The 15,368-nt window shown below is 70.1% G+C and carries 13 protein-coding genes; all 13 read right to left on the reverse strand.

Annotation, left to right across the window (positions count from 1 at the left end; all coding sequences use genetic code 11):
- Window positions 1–291: 291 nt before the first annotated feature.
- Genes puhE through bchF form a run of 13 tightly spaced genes read right to left on the reverse strand, consistent with a single transcriptional unit; the run spans window position 292 to window position 14,998 of the window.
- On the reverse strand, window positions 292–1,491 hold the full coding sequence (gene puhE, locus ACFQUV_RS12390) for a putative photosynthetic complex assembly protein PuhE (RefSeq protein WP_129607434.1): 1,200 nt from the start codon (window positions 1,489–1,491) through the stop codon (window positions 292–294).
- Between the two features lie 19 nt (window positions 1,492–1,510).
- Complete coding sequence (gene acsF / locus ACFQUV_RS12395) at window positions 1,511–2,575, reverse strand: magnesium-protoporphyrin IX monomethyl ester (oxidative) cyclase (protein WP_111385052.1); 1,065 nt, start codon at window positions 2,573–2,575, stop codon at window positions 1,511–1,513.
- Complete coding sequence (locus ACFQUV_RS12400; RefSeq protein ID WP_111385051.1) at window positions 2,572–2,874, reverse strand: hypothetical protein; 303 nt, start codon at window positions 2,872–2,874, stop codon at window positions 2,572–2,574. The genes acsF and ACFQUV_RS12400 overlap by 4 nt, the downstream gene beginning before the upstream one ends.
- On the reverse strand, window positions 2,871–3,338 hold the full coding sequence (gene puhC / locus ACFQUV_RS12405; RefSeq protein WP_165363745.1) for a photosynthetic complex assembly protein PuhC: 468 nt from the start codon (window positions 3,336–3,338) through the stop codon (window positions 2,871–2,873). The genes ACFQUV_RS12400 and puhC overlap by 4 nt, the downstream gene beginning before the upstream one ends.
- A gap of 13 nt (window positions 3,339–3,351) precedes the next feature.
- Window positions 3,352–4,074, reverse strand: a complete 723-nt coding sequence (gene puhB / locus ACFQUV_RS12410; protein ID WP_280176740.1) for a photosynthetic complex putative assembly protein PuhB — start codon at window positions 4,072–4,074, stop codon at window positions 3,352–3,354.
- Window positions 4,071–4,850, reverse strand: a complete 780-nt coding sequence (gene puhA / locus ACFQUV_RS12415) for a photosynthetic reaction center subunit H (protein ID WP_129607439.1) — start codon at window positions 4,848–4,850, stop codon at window positions 4,071–4,073. The genes puhB and puhA overlap by 4 nt, the downstream gene beginning before the upstream one ends.
- A 23-nt stretch (window positions 4,851–4,873) precedes the next feature.
- On the reverse strand, window positions 4,874–6,328 hold the full coding sequence (locus ACFQUV_RS12420) for a BCD family MFS transporter (protein ID WP_129607441.1): 1,455 nt from the start codon (window positions 6,326–6,328) through the stop codon (window positions 4,874–4,876).
- A complete protein-coding gene (gene bchM, locus ACFQUV_RS12425; protein WP_129607443.1) occupies window positions 6,325–7,023 on the reverse strand; it encodes a magnesium protoporphyrin IX methyltransferase in 699 nt (232 codons plus the stop codon). The genes ACFQUV_RS12420 and bchM overlap by 4 nt, the downstream gene beginning before the upstream one ends.
- Before the next feature lie 14 nt (window positions 7,024–7,037).
- Window positions 7,038–7,976 (reverse strand): ferredoxin:protochlorophyllide reductase (ATP-dependent) iron-sulfur ATP-binding protein, encoded by a 939-nt coding sequence (bchL, locus tag ACFQUV_RS12430; protein ID WP_129607444.1) that lies wholly within the window; start codon window positions 7,974–7,976, stop codon window positions 7,038–7,040.
- Complete coding sequence (locus tag ACFQUV_RS12435; protein WP_129607504.1) at window positions 7,973–11,575, reverse strand: magnesium chelatase subunit H; 3,603 nt, start codon at window positions 11,573–11,575, stop codon at window positions 7,973–7,975. The genes bchL and ACFQUV_RS12435 overlap by 4 nt, the downstream gene beginning before the upstream one ends.
- Complete coding sequence (bchB, locus tag ACFQUV_RS12440) at window positions 11,550–13,232, reverse strand: ferredoxin:protochlorophyllide reductase (ATP-dependent) subunit B (RefSeq protein ID WP_129607446.1); 1,683 nt, start codon at window positions 13,230–13,232, stop codon at window positions 11,550–11,552. The genes ACFQUV_RS12435 and bchB overlap by 26 nt, the downstream gene beginning before the upstream one ends.
- 3 nt (window positions 13,233–13,235) lie before the next feature.
- Window positions 13,236–14,519: a ferredoxin:protochlorophyllide reductase (ATP-dependent) subunit N gene (locus tag ACFQUV_RS12445; RefSeq protein WP_129607448.1), complete on the reverse strand. Its 1,284-nt coding sequence runs from the start codon at window positions 14,517–14,519 to the stop codon at window positions 13,236–13,238.
- Complete coding sequence (gene bchF / locus ACFQUV_RS12450; RefSeq protein WP_244601434.1) at window positions 14,516–14,998, reverse strand: 2-vinyl bacteriochlorophyllide hydratase; 483 nt, start codon at window positions 14,996–14,998, stop codon at window positions 14,516–14,518. Before bchF ends, ACFQUV_RS12445 begins: the two co-directional genes overlap by 4 nt.
- Window positions 14,999–15,368 lie beyond the last annotated feature (370 nt).

Consider the following 15,368-nt stretch of genomic DNA (forward strand, 5'->3'; position numbering starts at 1 on the left):
ACAAGTCGATACGAGACGCCCCGTGCGAGCCTTCGCCGGGGCGTTGTCGTGCGTGGGGAGCGCCCTGCCCCTGTCGGCCGATCGTGTGGCGCACGACCGTTCGCGGCGCCACGCGCGCCGGGGCGCCTCTCCACCTTCGAGGGAAGGGTTCGTCGATCAGCGCAGGGGTCTCGCGCCCGGAGGCGACCGCGCCGAGGCGAAATCCCAAGCGTCCCGACACGGCGCTCTGCCCCGGCGGCGCCGCCCCGGACGGTCGAAGGACCGCGCGGCGACGCGAGCACCCCGGCGACGCTACCGTCCCGGCGGCCGGGCGGCGCGCAGCGAGGCGGCCGGCACGGGCACCGCCGTCGCGACGGGGGCCGGAACGGGTGCCGGCACCGGGGCCGGAACGGCAGTGGCGGACGAGCGGCCGCGCCCTTCGCTCATGCGTCCCTCGCCGCTTAGGCGAGCCTCGCTCAGGCGCCCCTCGCTCAGGCGAGCCTCGGGCGCACGATCGAGCGCCACCGTGAGCGTCGTGCCGTCGCTGCGGATCACCCGACTGATTTTTCGGGTCCTGGCCGGCACCGTGGCGCTCGCGCCGCCCGTCGCGATGGCGGCCGGATCGGCGACCGCGAAAGGGGTGGTGTCGTCATCGCCCACGCGGGTCCGCCCGCCCGCATCGACGCGCCCGCCCGCCCGGGGGCCGGCGCGCCGCGAGCCGCCGCGACGCGGATCGAGCCGACGGAACCACTCGCGCGACTTCAGCCCCCAGCGCCACAGCGGCACCACCGACATCGGCAGCACCAGGAACCAGTGCTCCAGGATGGCGAGGGTCATCAGGGTGGCCACGAAGGTGAGCCCGGCCGCCTGGTGCGGATCGGTGCCGGCGATCTGCACCGCCTGATACACCAGCACGGTCGCCACCACGGTCGACGCCGTCACGGTCCACGGAAACAGCCAGTTCATCGGCCGCTTGCGGAAGAAGCCCTTCATGTAGGCGAGATGATCGGGCAGAAACTCCTCGGTGAGATTGGGCACGCCGAGGAAGATGTTGAGCTTGGCCGAGAGCCGCATCAGCCACAGGATCATGAAGGTCCAGGTGCCGACCTGGTTGGGCTCGCCCCAGCTCATCGCCACCACCAGCACGGCCGAGATCAGAATCCCGATCTCGTGATACAGGATCGTCTCGACCGCGTGGACGAAGTGGCGGAAGCCCTTGCAGTCCGGCGGGCACGGCTCGGTGCGCGGCCCGGTCACGTAGCCCATCAGGAACGTGATCTCGTTGAAGCCCCAGACGATCAGGCCGCAGGTGAAGGTGCAGTAGGCGCCGAACACGCTCATGTCGCGGCTCGACGCCCACAGGCCCCACAGGGCGAGCCCGTAGAGCACCGCCGCGCCGGCGACGCTCCACGGAAACGTCTTCCGCGGCAGCCCGTCCAGGAACATGATGATCCCGGTCGAGAACCACCACACGAACAACGTGTAGAGGATCGGGATGCCGTATTCGACCACGCGCTGAGGTCCTCGTGCTCTACCAGGCGGGGGCCAGACGGACCCGCTCCGGCAAGGTGTTGGGCTTGGTGGGAAGAAGGTAGAGCCGCAGCAGCGTCCACGCCCCGGCCGCGCCGAGACGCAGCCGCGTGAACGCCGCCCCGACACCGCCGCGCGCCCGCGCCGCGGCGCCCTCCTCGGCGATCCGCCACAGCCGGTCGAGCCCGGCGCGGAACTCCGGCCGGTCGATGTCCAGCTCGAGCGGAAACACCTGGCGGGAGATCTGGGTGGTCTTGCGGAACACCTCGAAGTCGTAGGTGGTCGGGTCGACCCCGATCGCCTTGTGGAACTCCGGCCGCATGTGGTCGCGCACATACATGGTGGCGAACACGGCGAGCAGGAAGAACCTGATCCACAGCCTGTTGAGCCCGCTGATCAGCGTCGGGTCGGCGCGCATCAGCAGCGCGAACGCCTCGCCGTGGCGGAACTCGTCGTTGCACCACTTCTCGAACCACTTGAAGATCGGATGGAAGCGCCGATCCGGGTGGCTTTCGAGCTGGCGATAGATGGTGATGTAGCGGGCGTAGCCGATCTTCTCCGACAGGTAGGTGGCGTAGAAGATGAACTTCGGCCGGAAGTAGGTGTACTTCTTGGCGCGGCTGAGAAAGCCGAGATCGACCCCGATGCCGAAGTCCTTCAGCGCGTCATTGATGAAGCCGGCATGGCGCGCCTCGTCACGGCTCATATAGGTGAAGAGATCGCGCACCTCGGGGTTCTTGATGCGCTTCTTGATCTCGGCATAGAGCACGCAGCCGGAGAACTCGGCGGTGAGCGACGACACCAGAAAGTCGACGAACTCCTGGCGCAGCCCCTCGGGCAGCGCGTCGAGATCGGCCTTCCACTCGGCGTCGCGGGTGAAATGGCCCTTGTTGTGGTCGGCGCGCAGCTCGGCCAGCATCGCGTCCCACTCGGCCTTCACGGCGCCAACGTCGATGCGGTCCATCGCGGCGTAATCGGTGGTGTAGAAGCGCGGGCTGAGGATCGTGTCCTCGCGAGCCTGCGACGTGGTGGAGCTGTGCCCCACTCCGCCTTCCATGGTGATCATCGCGTCCTCCCGGGGGAAAAGCCGACCTCGTACAGCTCGGTCAGCTCGAAGTACCCGGCGAGGCGCGCCCACAGGCGCTCGAACCGTCCGGCCAGGACCACGGTGGCCCGGGTGTGGACAATGCTGCTCTCGCCGAACGGGATCGACGTCGGGGCGTCGTGGACGATCACCTCGTCGCCCGGCGCGATCTCTATCCCGTGGAGATCCACATGTGCGTGAAGGCTGTCGGCGGTGCGCTCGATCTCGACCGTGCACGGCACCTCGACGACGCGGCGCCCGCGCTTCCATGCGCCGATCATCGGGCCGCGTCCCGCCGCTGGAGAAGCTTGGCGAACACCTCGGCATTGGTGGCGCCGAACGCCGTCAGCTCGACCTGACGGCCGGTGGTGGCGTCGGCGAGCGACAGGCGGCCGTCGGCCCACTGAGTGAGCCGGAACGGCGGCTCGACACCGACGTCCTGCCGCTTGCGGTCGCGGGCGAAGCCGCGCAGCGTGCCGCGCACGAATCCGTTGGTGCCGGGCGGCAGCACGGCGACGACGCTGTCGTCCTCGCCGGCCTGCACCACGACGGCGCCGTCGGCACGGTCGACGAAGCGCAGGTCGCGCGCCGCCACCACGGTCTCGGACGCGGCCCCGGAGGGGGTCGCGGCCGGCGTCGTGCCGGTCACCCGGGCAACCCCGACGGCGATCAGCACGAAGGCCAGAAGGGCCGCCGCACCGAACAGCGGGCCGCGGGGGAACGGCCGTTGCGCGAGGTCGCTCATGAGGCGCTCCGTGTCAGGCCGCCGCGCTCGAGGCGGACGGCCGATCGGGTGTCTCGGTATCGGGTGTCGGCGTATCGGGTGTCGCGGCCGAGGTGCTCGGGTCGCGGGTGGCCGCGCCCGGCTCGTCGCCGGGTGGCGCCACGGCCGGCGCCCGCTCGGCGATCGACGTCTTGAGGGCGCCCGCCAGCAGGGCGGCGACCTCCTGAGCATCGGCGACGACACGCAGCATCGGCTCGGTCTTCTTCAGCCGCCACGGCCGGGCATGCGGCCACAGCACCGGATAGGCGATCTTGGTGCCGCCCGTGAGGGTGACCGGGATGTCGCCCGAGCCGTCACGGTAGAGGCGCAGCGCCGCCGCCCCGATGTGCTTGAACGGAAGGTTCAAGGTCATCGGGAAGGCGACGCCGTATTGCAGGATCAGGCGGCGCGACGTGATGGTGTAGGTCGTGGTCCGCCTGACCAGGAGCGCGAACAGCCCCAGGATGCCGAGCGCGGCGAGCGCGAGCGGCACCACCCACAAGGCCGCCACGACGGCATCCACGAGGGAGCCGCCGTCCAGATAGGTCGCCGTGCCGAACCACAGGACGACCGCCGCGAAATACACGGCGACCTTCCGGACGTGGAAGACATGCACGGCGAGGGGCCAGGCGAGCGGCCCGCCCCGCCAGAGGATCGTCTCCCCGTCGGGAAGCGCCTCCGGCAGGGGTCGAGGTGCCCAGGGCCGGAACGGCGTCACAGCAGCGGCTCCACGCGGGTCGCGACGCTGTAGGTACGGCCGCCACCGAAGTAGCCGCAGATCTTGTCCTCTTCGAGCGCGGTGATCTGGTTCGGGCTCTTGATGCTCGGCACGCCGGCGAACTGGGCCGCCGTGAGGGCATCGACCTCGAGCTCCTTGGTGGCCGCGTTGACGTTGGCGAACACGTACGGGACGAGCACGTTACGGCCGCCCTTGCCGAGCGACACCTCGTAGTAGCGGACCAGCGGCTCGGCCAGGTCGATCCACAGCTCGGTGACCTTGCCGGCGATCTGGCCGTCGCCCGCGACGACGTTCCAGCCGCGCGGATCGGGATCGTTCTCCTCGACCCAATGGTCCTCGGCGACGCGTATCGGCACGACGCGGTTCTCGCCCGCCCAGGTGAGGTCGGGCGTGTCGGCGCGCTGCGCCCAGGCGGCCGGGCCGACGCCGTCACGCATGGCATCACCGACCGGCTCGAACGGGGCGCCGAGATGGGCACCGGGCTTCAGGCGGGTGTCGACCGGAACCGGCGCGCTGCTCGGCACCGTCACGGTCTTGCCGTCGTGAAGCAGATAGGTCTTGGGCGGCGGCGGCGCCGGCCAGCCCTGCACGAGGATCTGGCCGCCCGACGCGACGGTGCGGTCGGAGTCGAGCGGATAGCCCTCGCGCTTGTCCTCGCGCCGGAGATAGAAAATCAGCCCGGCGAAAAAGATCCAGAAAGCGTAGAGAACGACTTGGGCGACATCCATGTAGCCAGTGAAGGCGCCGGTTTGCATGAAAGACCTCCGCGCAATGACGGCTAGCCGGGAAATTCGGCCAGTCCGAACTTCAGGGACGACTGCTCCTTCTCGCCTTTCTCGCCCTTAGGACGGACGAGGGGTCCGATAGCAGCCAGGGTGATGAACAGTAGTCCGATTTCGAGGTGGTAGACGAAGCCGTAGCCGGCCGAGACATCGGTCAGCGCCGGTCCGAAGGTGCCCTGCATCGCGAGACCGCCGAAGAAGTCCCGGATCGCGCCGCCGAGCGCGATGGCGACGCCGGACGACGTCGCCTGCACGGCGCCCCAGGCGCCCAGCGCCAGGCCGCTCTCGCCCTCGCGGCCGAGCGACATCGCCGCCGTGAGGGTGCCGACCGAGAACAGGCCGCCGCCGAAGCCGATCAGAACCGTGCCGACCCGGAACAGGAACGGCGACTCGGTGGGCGCCGCGAACACGACCGCCGAGAACGCCACGATGCCGGCCACGGCACCCCAGCCGGCGAGCCGGTAGGGATCGACGCCGCGCCCGAGCAGGCGGGCGGCCAGCATGAAGCCGACCAGGCTGCCGGCCGCCAGCAGGGCGGTGAGCACCGTGGTGGCGCCCACCGACAGGTGCAGGACCTCGCCGCCATACGGCTCGAGCAGGATGTCCTGCATGCTGAAACCCGCGGTGCCGCAGCCGACGGCGATCAGCACCCGGGTCGACCGTCCGCCCCGGCAGAACGCCCGCCAGGACTCGCGGAACGACGGTTTCGGCCCCTCGTCCTTGGTGCGCGAGGGGTCGCGCGGCTCCTGCTTCCACAGCGCCACGCTGTTGAGGATCATGGTGACGAGCGCCGCCCCCTGGATCATCTGGATCAGGCGGAACGGGCTGAAATCGGTGAGCCACTCGCCATAGATCAGCGAGCTGCCGACCATGCCGACCAAGAGCATCACGTACAGGAAGGCGACGACGCGCGGCCGCTTGTCCTCGGGGGCGAGATCGGTGGCGAGCGCCAGGCCCGCCGTCTGGGTGGTGTGCAGGCCGGCGCCGACCAGAAGGAAGGCGAGCCCGGCGCCGAGATGGCCGATCCACACCGGCCCGTGCGCCTCGCCCGACAGAATCAGCAGCGCGAACGGCATGATGGCGAAGCCGCCGAACTGCAACATGGTGCCGCCCCAGATATAGGGGACGCGACGCCAGCCGAGCGCCGAGCGGCGATTGTCGGACTTGAAGCCGATCAGCGCGCGGAAGGGCGCAAACAAGAGCGGCAGCGACACCATGAGGGCGACCAGCCAGCTCGGCACCCCCATCTCGACGATCATCACCCGGTTCAGCGTGCCGTTGAGCAGCACCATCGCCATGCCGACCGACACCTGGAACAGCGACAGCCGGATCAACCGCCCCAGCGGCAGCTCCTTGGTGGCGACATCGGCGAACGGCAGGAATCGCGGCCCCAGGGTCGCCAGGATGCCGAGGAAGGCGGACGGCTTCCGCTTGGTGCTGGGACGGGTCATGCCGGCACGAGCTCCAGGGCTTGCGACGTGTAGAAGCCGACCGCGATGCGGCGGGTGCGGCCGGTCCGCCAGCCGGCGAACGCCGGCTCGGCGGCGATCAGGCCGCGCAGGGTCTCCTCGCGAACCGGCTCGATCGACGGGGCGCGGTCGCTGCGCGGGAAGAAGCCGCCGACGAAATGCATGAGGGCGAGCGCCGCGGTGCGCGGCGCGAAGGTGAACACCAACGACTGGCTGGTGCGGGCGACCAGGCCGGCGACCGCGCGGGCGGCGTCCTCGGCCCGGTAGTGGATCAGCGAATCCATCGCCACCACATGGTCGAACCGGCCGAACTCCGGCGACAGCATGTCGCCGGCCACGAAGGTGACCTTGCCGGCGAGATCGGCCGGGATGCGCGCGCGGGCGAGATCGAGCAGGGTCGGCGACAGGTCGACCGCCACCACCTCGGCGCCGCGCCGCGCCGCCTCGATGGACAGCATGCCGGGACCGCAGCCGGCGTCGAGCAGACGTCGGCCGGTGAGATCGGCGGGCAGCCAGTCGAGCAGCGTGTTGCGCATGTCGTCGCGGCCCTTGCGCACCGTCGCCCGGATGCCGGACACCGGCGCATCCGAGGTCAGCCGCGCCCAGGCGTCCGCCGCCGTGCGATCGAAATAGGCCTCGATCTCGCCACGCCGTTCCTGGTAGGTGCCGCTCTGCATCCGTCCCATCCCGATCAATCGTAACCCAACAGGTCGAAGATCTCACGATCCTTGAGCGGTGTCGGGGTCAAAGGCTCGACGCCGGCCCACAGCGTCTCGGCGAGCTGGAGGTACTCGTTCTGCACCGCCACCACCTCGGGGGTCGGGTCCATCTCGAACAGCGTCGCCTTCTTCAGGCGGCTCTTGCGGACCACGTCGAGGTCGCGAATGTGGGCGAGCGTCCGCATGCCGGTGCGGGCGTTGAAGCGGTCGATCTCGTCGGTGGCGGCGCTGCGGTTGGCGATGACGCCGCCGAGCCGCACCTTGTAGTTCTTCGCCTTGGCCTGGATGGCGGCGGCGATGCGGTTCATCGCGAAGATCGAGTCGAAGTCGTTGGCGGTAACGATGAGGGCCTGGTCGGCATGCTGCAAGGGCGCCGCGAAGCCGCCGCACACCACGTCACCGAGCACGTCGAACACCACCACGTCGGTGTCGTCGAGCAGATGGTGCTCCTTGAGCAGCTTGACGGTCTGGCCGACCACGTAGCCGCCGCAGCCGGTGCCGGCCGGCGGGCCGCCGGCCTCGACACACATCACGCCGTTGTAGCCCTCGTAGACGAAGTCCTCGACCCGCAGCTCCTCGGAGTGGAAGTTGACGGACTCGAGCACGTCGATGACGGTCGGCACCAGACACTTGGTGAGCGTGAAGGTGGAGTCGTGCTTGGGATCGCAGCCGATCTGGAGCACGCGCTTGCCGAGCTTGGAGAACGCCACCGACAGGTTCGACGAGGTGGTCGACTTGCCGATGCCGCCCTTGCCGTAGACCGAGAACACCTTGGCGCCGTCGATGTGGAGGCGCGGGTCCATCTGGACCTGCACGCTACCCTCGCCGTCCTCGTGCGCGTTGCAGGGCGCACAGGAATCGGCGGCGACCGGCTCGCCGGCGAGGTCGGACGGACGGGGGATCACGGTCATGCGGCTGCTCCTTGGTCGACGCCTTCGAGGCGATCCTCCAGCTCCTCGCCGGCGCGTCGCAGCGCGTCCAGCATGGCCTCGTCGGGCGTCCAGTAGCGACGCTCGTGGGCCTCCAGGAGCCGGTGCGCGACTTTCGCCGAGGCGACGGGATTGAGCTCCGCCAGGCGACGCCGCATCTTCTCGTCGAGCATGAAGGTCTGGGTCAGCTGCTCGTACACCCAGGGTGCCACCTGCCCGGTGGTCGCCGACCAGCCGAGCGTGTTGGTGACCTGCGCCTCGATGTTGCGCACGCCTTCGTAGCCGTGCGCCAGCAGCGCCTCGTACCATTTCGGATTGAGGGCGCGGGTGTGAGTTTCCAACGCCACCTGCTCGGCCAGCGTGCGCACCGTGCCCTCGCCGCGGGTCTGGTCACCGATATAGACCGACGCCGTGGTGCCGCGGGCGCGCTGCACCGCCCGGGTGATGCCGCCGAGCGTGTCGAAGTAGTGGTCGATGGTGGTGATGCCGAGCTCGACCGAGTCGAGGTTCTGATAGGTCAGATCGACGCTCGACAGGACGTGGCTGAGCACCTTGTCCTGGCGCGCCGGCCGGCCGTCGACCCCGTAGGCGAAGCCCTTGCGGCGCATATACGCCTCGGCCAGCTCGTCCTCGTCGCTCCAGCCGCCCTGGTCGATGAGCTGGTTGACGTTGGAGCCGTAGGCCCCGTCGGCATTGGAGAACACCCGCAGCGCCGCGTCGGCGATCTCGCCGCCGTGCTGGGCCTGATAGGCGAGCGCGTGCTTGCGCACGAAGTTCTGCTCGACCGGCTCGTCGGCGCTCGCCGCCAGCAGCGCGGCCTCGGCCAAGAGCTTGGTCTGCATCGGCAGCAGGTCGCGGAAGATGCCCGACAGCGTCACCACCACGTCGATGCGTGGCCGCCCGAGCTTCGCGAGCGGCACCAGCTGCGCCCCGGCGACGCGGCCGTAGCTGTCCTGGCGCGGCTCGGCGCCCATCAGCCACAAGGCCTGGGCGATCGGGCCGCCCTCGGTCTTCAGGTTGTCGGTGCCCCACAGGACCAGCGCGATGGTCTCCGGCAGGGCGTGGCCGTCGGCCTTCCAGCGGGCCAGCAGGCGGTCGGCCTGGCGGGCGCCGTCCTGGATCGCAAAGGCGCTCGGGATACGGAACGGATCGAAGCCGTGCAGGTTGCGCCCGGTCGGCAGGATGTCGGTGGTGCGCAGCAGGTCGCCGCCCGGCGCCGGCGGGATGTAGCGCCCGTCGAGGGCGCGGATGATCGCCGGCAGCTCGTGATCGACCGCCATCAGCGCGTCGAGCTCGGCCTTCTTCTTCGCGTCGGTGACGCCGGCGGCCTCCAGCATCTCGGACCGCTCGGTCGCGCTCGGCGCCTCGCCGACCACATGCAGGCCGTGCGGGATCAGGGTGTATTCCAGCTCCAGCACCGCGTTGGCGAGCTTGGCGATCTCGCCGGCCGCGTCGGCCCAGTGCGGTTCCGCCGGCGCCAGGTTGACGGCCGACGCCTGCGCCTGCACCAGCACGGCGAGCGCCGTGCGGGTCTCCGGATCGGTGTCGGGATCGAGAGAGCGCCAGCGGTCGAGCGACGACTTGAGATCGAGCAGGCCGCGGTAGAGGCCAGCGCTGGTGATCGGCGGCGTCAGATAGCTGATCAGCGCGGCGCCGGCCCGGCGCTTGGCGAGCGTGCCTTCCGAGGGGTTGTTGGAGGCGTAGAGATAGAGGTTCGGCAGATCGCCGATCAGGCGGTCCGGCCAGCACTCGCTCGACATGCCGGCCTGCTTGCCGGGCATGAACTCGAGCGCCCCATGGGTGCCGAAATGCAGCACCGCGTGGGCCCCGAAGTCCTCGCGAACCCAGCGGTAGAACGCCGAGAAGGCGTGGGTGGGCGAGAAGCCGCGCTCGAACAGCAGCCGCATCGGGTCGCCCTCGTAGCCGAAGGCGGGCTGCACGCCGACGAACACGTTGCCGAAGGTCTCGCCGAGCACGAACAGGTGGCGGCCGTCGGTGAGATGGCGGCCGGGCGCCGGCCCCCACTGCTTCTCGATCTCGCCGAGATAGCGCTCGCGGCGCACATGCTCGTCGGCGCCGATCTTGGCGGCGACGTTGGCCTCGGTGCCGTGGCGGCCGGCATTGCCCTTCAGGATGCGGTCGCGCAGGTCGTCGACGGTCTCGGGCACCTCGACCGTGTAGCCGGCGTCGCGCATCGCCTTCAGGGTGTTGTGCAGCGAGGCGAACACCGACAGGAACGCGGCGGAGCCGATGGCGCCGGCGTTCGGCGGGAAGTTGAAGATGACGACCGCGACCTTGCGCTCGGCCCGCTTGGCGCGGCGCAGGGCGACCAGCTTGGCGACGCGGGCGGCGAGCGCGGTGGCGCGCTCCGGATGCGCCGACATCTCGCGCTGGCCGTCGTCGCCGCACGACAGCATCGAGCGACCCCCGAAGGTCATCGGCCAGATGGCGCCGTCGAGCTCGGGGATCGCCACCATCATGGTGGCCTCCACCGGCATCAGGCCGCGCGGATCGGCCTCCCACTGCTCCAGCGTCTGAAACTCGACCGGATGCGCCGCGACATAGGGCACGTCGAGGCGGCCGAGAAGCTCGGCGGCGGCGCGGGCATCGTTGTAGGCGGGACCACCGACCAGCGAGAAGCCGGTGAGCGACACCACCGCGTCGACGATCGGCTTGCCGTTCTTGAGGAAGAACGCTTCGACGGCGGGCCGCGCGTCGAGACCGCTGGCAAAGGCCGGGATCACCCGCAGCCCCTTGGCCTCGAGCGACGCGATGACGCCGTCGTAGTGGGCCGAGTTGCCGGCCAGCACATAGGAGCGCATCACCAGCACGCCGACGGTGCCGGCCTTGCCGTCCGCCGGCAGGTCCGCCAGCTTCTCGCTCACCCGGCCCTTGAGCTTGGGATGATAGAGCCCGGTGTCTGGATACTCGACCGGCGACGCGATCTTGAGGGTGCCGCGCAGGCCCTTGCGCGGGCCGTCGGCATAGCGGTCGACCAGCAGGCGCACCATGTTGACGACGTTGTCGTCGGTGCCGGCGAGCCAGTACTGGAGGACGAGGAAGTAGGCGCGCAGGTCCTGCGCGGTGCCGGGAATGAAGCGCAGGAACTTCGGGATCTGGCGGAGCATCTTCATCTGCCCCTGGCCGTTCGATCCCGGGCCGTCGGCGCTCTTGCCGCGCAGCCGCTTGAGCAGATTGAGCACCCCCATGGTGTCGCCCGACATGCTGAACTTGTGCATGCGGGTGAGGCGCACCACCTCGCCGGCCGACAGCGCGCAGACGATGGCGTCGCACTTGTCGCGGCGCGCCTGGAGGGCGGGCAGCACCGGGCGGATGTGCTCGTCCAGGAACAGCATGGTGGCCAGCACGATGTCGGCGGAGCCGATATCGGCGAGGCAGCGCGCCAGCGCCGCGGAATCGCTCGCCCAGCCGTCGGCCGAGTGCATCACCAGATCGAGGCCGGGCAGCTCGCGCGCCAGCGTCGTGCGGGCCCGCGACACCGCGCCCGCGAGATGGCTGTCCATCGTCACGATGACGACGCGGATCGGGGTCGTGTCAGCGGCTGAAGTGCGCTTTCGCATCATACAACGTCTCGATCGTGATCAGGGACAGGCCGCGGTCCTGCGCGAAGCGCTCGGTGTTGCGGCGGGCCTTGCCGCGCACGAAGAAGGGGATCTTGTGCAGCTCCTTCTCGGCATCGGCGGCCCAGCGGAGTGGCACCGGCGATGCCGCGGCGGCGGCGGATGGAATCGGAGCGGCATCCGTGACAACCGCGGCTTCGGCGGAAGCGGCGGCGGCCATCGACGGGACCGGACCGGGCACGGGGGTCGGAGACACGGCGGGCGCCGGCGCGGGATCGGCCGCGACGGAGGGCGCCTCGCCGCGGGACGCGGCAACGCCGAGATGCGACGGCGCCGCATCGGCGTGAAACTCGAAGTCCTCGCGGAACATCGTGAGGAGATGCTCCTCGAGCCCCATCATCAGGGGATGCACGAAGGTGTCGAACAGCACGTTCGCACCCTCGTGGCCCATCTGGGGCGCGTAGCGAGCCGGGAAGTCCTGGACATGCACGGGCGCCGAGATGACGGCGCACGGCACGCCCAGCCGCTTGGCGGTGTGGCGCTCCATCTGGGTGCCGAGCACCAGCTCCGGATGCGCCGCCGCGATCGCCGCCTCGACGTCGAGATAGTCGTCGGTGATCAGCGGCTCGACGCCGTACTTGGCGGCGGCGGCCCGCACCTCGCGGGCGAACTCGCGGCTGTAGGTACCGAGCCCGACCACCTCGAAGCCGAGCTCGTCGGCCGCGATGCGGGCGGCCGCGATCGCGTGGGTGGCGTCACCGAACACGAATACGCGCTTGCCGGTCAGGTAGGTGGAGTCGACCGAGCGGGCGTACCACGGCGCCCGGCTCGGCGCGCCCGCCAGCACCGGCGCCGGATCGACGCTGGCCAGCGCCGCCACCTCGGCGATGAAGTCGCGGGTGGCGCCGACGCCGATCGGCACCACCTTGGTGGACTTCTGACCGAAGGTGCGGTCGAGCCACTGGGCCGCCTGATAGGCGATCTCGGGATAGAGCACGACGTTGAAGTCGGCCTCGCCGAGCCGCGCGATGTCGGCCGGCGTCGCCCCGAGGGGCGCGACGACGTTCACGGTGACGCCAAGCCGGTGGAGCAGGCCGGTGACTTCGTGAACGTCGTCGCGATGCCGGAAGCCGAGCGCGGTCGGCCCGAGGATGTTGCAGCGCGGAGCGTCGTCGGGACCACGCGCCGGCCGCTTGGAGCCGGGCGGTGGCGCGTGGGGTCCGGCGAGGGTGCGGACCAGCCGATAGAAGGTCTCGGCCGCGCCCCAGTTCTCCTTGCGCTGATACGCAGGCAGCTCGAGCGGCACCACCGGGATCGGCAGATCGAGGGCGCGGGCGAGGCCGCCCGGATCGTCCTGGATCAGCTCGGCCGTGCAGGACGCACCGACCAGCAGGGCCTGCGGACGGAACCGCTCGTACGCCTCCTTGACGGAGGTCTTGAACAGCTCGGCGGTGTCGCTGCCGAGATCACGCGCCTGGAACGTCGTGTAGGTGACCGGCGGGCGCTTGGTGGCGCGCTCGATCATGGTGAACAGCAGGTCCGCGTAGGTGTCGCCCTGCGGTGCGTGCAGCACGTAGTGGACGCCCTCCATGGCGGTCGCGATGCGCATCGCGCCGACATGGGGAGGTGCCTCGTAGGTCCACACCGTCAGCTGCATGTCTCACACCTTCAGCCGGCTGCGGCGGACCAGCGGCCGGGCGAACAGCTCGGCGAGATCCGCCGCCTGCTCGAAGCCGTGCACCGGGGTGAACAGCAGCTCGATCGACCACTTGGTCGCCAGACCTTCCGCCTCCAGCGGATTGGCGAGACCGAGGCCGCACACCGTGAGGTCGGGCTGCGCGGCACGGCAGCGATCGAGCTGATTGTCGACGTTCTGGCCCTCGCTCAGCATCGTTCCGGGCGGCAGCAGCGCCAGCTCGGCGGCGAGATGGCCACGATGGAGATACGGCGTGCCGACTTCGACCAGCCGCATGCCCAGTTCCCGAGCCGCGAACCGGGCGAGCGGCACCTCGAGCTGCGAGTCGGGGAAGAAGAAGAGGCTCTTGCCGGCCAGCCGCTCGCGGTGGCGGGCCAGCGCCGTGCGGGCCCGCTCGGCGCGCGGCGCGATCGCCGCGTCGAAGCGCGCCTCGTCGACCCCGAAGGCGCGGGCGGCGGCGCCGAACCAGCCGGCCGTGCCCTCGACCCCGAGCGGGAACGGCGCGGTGAGCCGGGTGGCGCCGCGCTTCTCCAGCAGGCGGGCGGTCTCGGCCAGGAACGGCTGGGCGAGCAGCAGGCGGGTGCCGGGGCCGACCGGCGGCAGGTCGTCGGAGCGGCGCGGCGGGAAGAAGCGCACCCGCTCGATGCCGATCTCGGCGAACAGCCGGGCCATCTGGTCCTCGACCACCTCGGCCAGCGCGCCGACGACGAGGAGCGACGGCGGCGCGTCGGCTTCTGTGGCCGGCATGTCCGGCACCAGGGCGGCCAGGCAGGCGTCCTCGCCCTGGGTGAAGGTGGTGTCGAGCCCGCTGCCCGACCACGCGCGGATGCGCACGCGCGGGGCGAAGCTCTGCGACAGGCGCGTGGCCGCGCGGTCGAGATCGAGCTTGATCACCTCGGACGGGCAGGAGCCGACCAGGAACAAAAGCCGGATGTCGGGGCGGCGCTCGATCAGCCGCGTCACCACGCGATCGAGCTCGCTGTTGGCGTCGGCCAGGCCGGCGAGATCGCGCTCCTCGATCACCGCGGTGGCGAAGCGCGGCTCGGCGAAGATCATCACGCCGGCGGCCGACTGGAGCAGATGCGCGCAGGTGCGCGACCCGACCACCAGGAAGAAGGCGTCCTGGATCTTGCGGTGCAGCCAGACGATGCCGGTCAGCCCGCAGAACACCTCGCGCTGGCCGCGCTCGTAGAGGACCGGCGCATCCACACACCCCGCGTTGGCGACCGGCGCAACGACGGCATTCATGACGCCGCTCCGACCAGCTCGGAGGCGGCCTCGTCCCGCTGCTGGCGACGCGCCGCCCGCAACTTGAGGACGAACTGGGTGGCGTTGATCACGTAGGTGGCATAGGCGGCGAGCGCCAGCACCATCTGGGTCTCGACCGCAGCGCCGACCGCGAGCGCCACCAGATAGGCGGTGTGCAGCGCCAGCACCAGCATGCTGAACACGTCCTCCCAGAAGAAGGCGCGCGCAAACAGGTACTTGCCGAAGACAACCTTCTCCCAGACGGCGCCCGTGACCATGATCACGTAGAGCACGAGCGTCTTCACCACCACGGAGACGGTGGCGGCCACATAGCCCTCTCCGGTGGCGAGGAAGCGCAGCACCAAAGCGAGGCTGACCAGGAAGACGACGAATTGCAGAGGAGCCAGAATGCCCTGGACGATCGTCCACGGCGAGGCGTCACGCCGGCGGCGCTCCTCGGGCGTGTAGAGCGGCGGCATAGCCACGCGGCCGGCGGTGGCTGCGTCGGTGGCGGCTGCGTTGGCAGATTTTACAGAAGAAGGCATCACACCAGATTCCAAAACCCCTGACAATCGGTAATGACACGGACTGTCAACCGCACTTGACGGGCGGGACGTCGGGTGATGCGATAAATCCTCAGCCACGCGGTGGCCCGCCGCATTTTGCGTTGCGCGCAATGCAGCCGAGACCGACCCCTCGGTGTCACTTTCTTGCATCGCGCCGCTCCTTGCGCGTGCCACTGTGGAGAGGAGCCTAGGATGCTTCCTCGTCAGTGTCAACAATTCTGTACGTAAACTAAACTTGACTGTTCGACCGCGCGGGCTTTAACTTGTTGAGAGGGCGTAGCCA

It is taken from the genome of Rhodoplanes sp. P11 (assembly GCF_964266735.1).
In the GTDB taxonomy this organism is placed as follows: domain Bacteria; phylum Pseudomonadota; class Alphaproteobacteria; order Rhizobiales; family Xanthobacteraceae; genus Rhodoplanes; species Rhodoplanes serenus.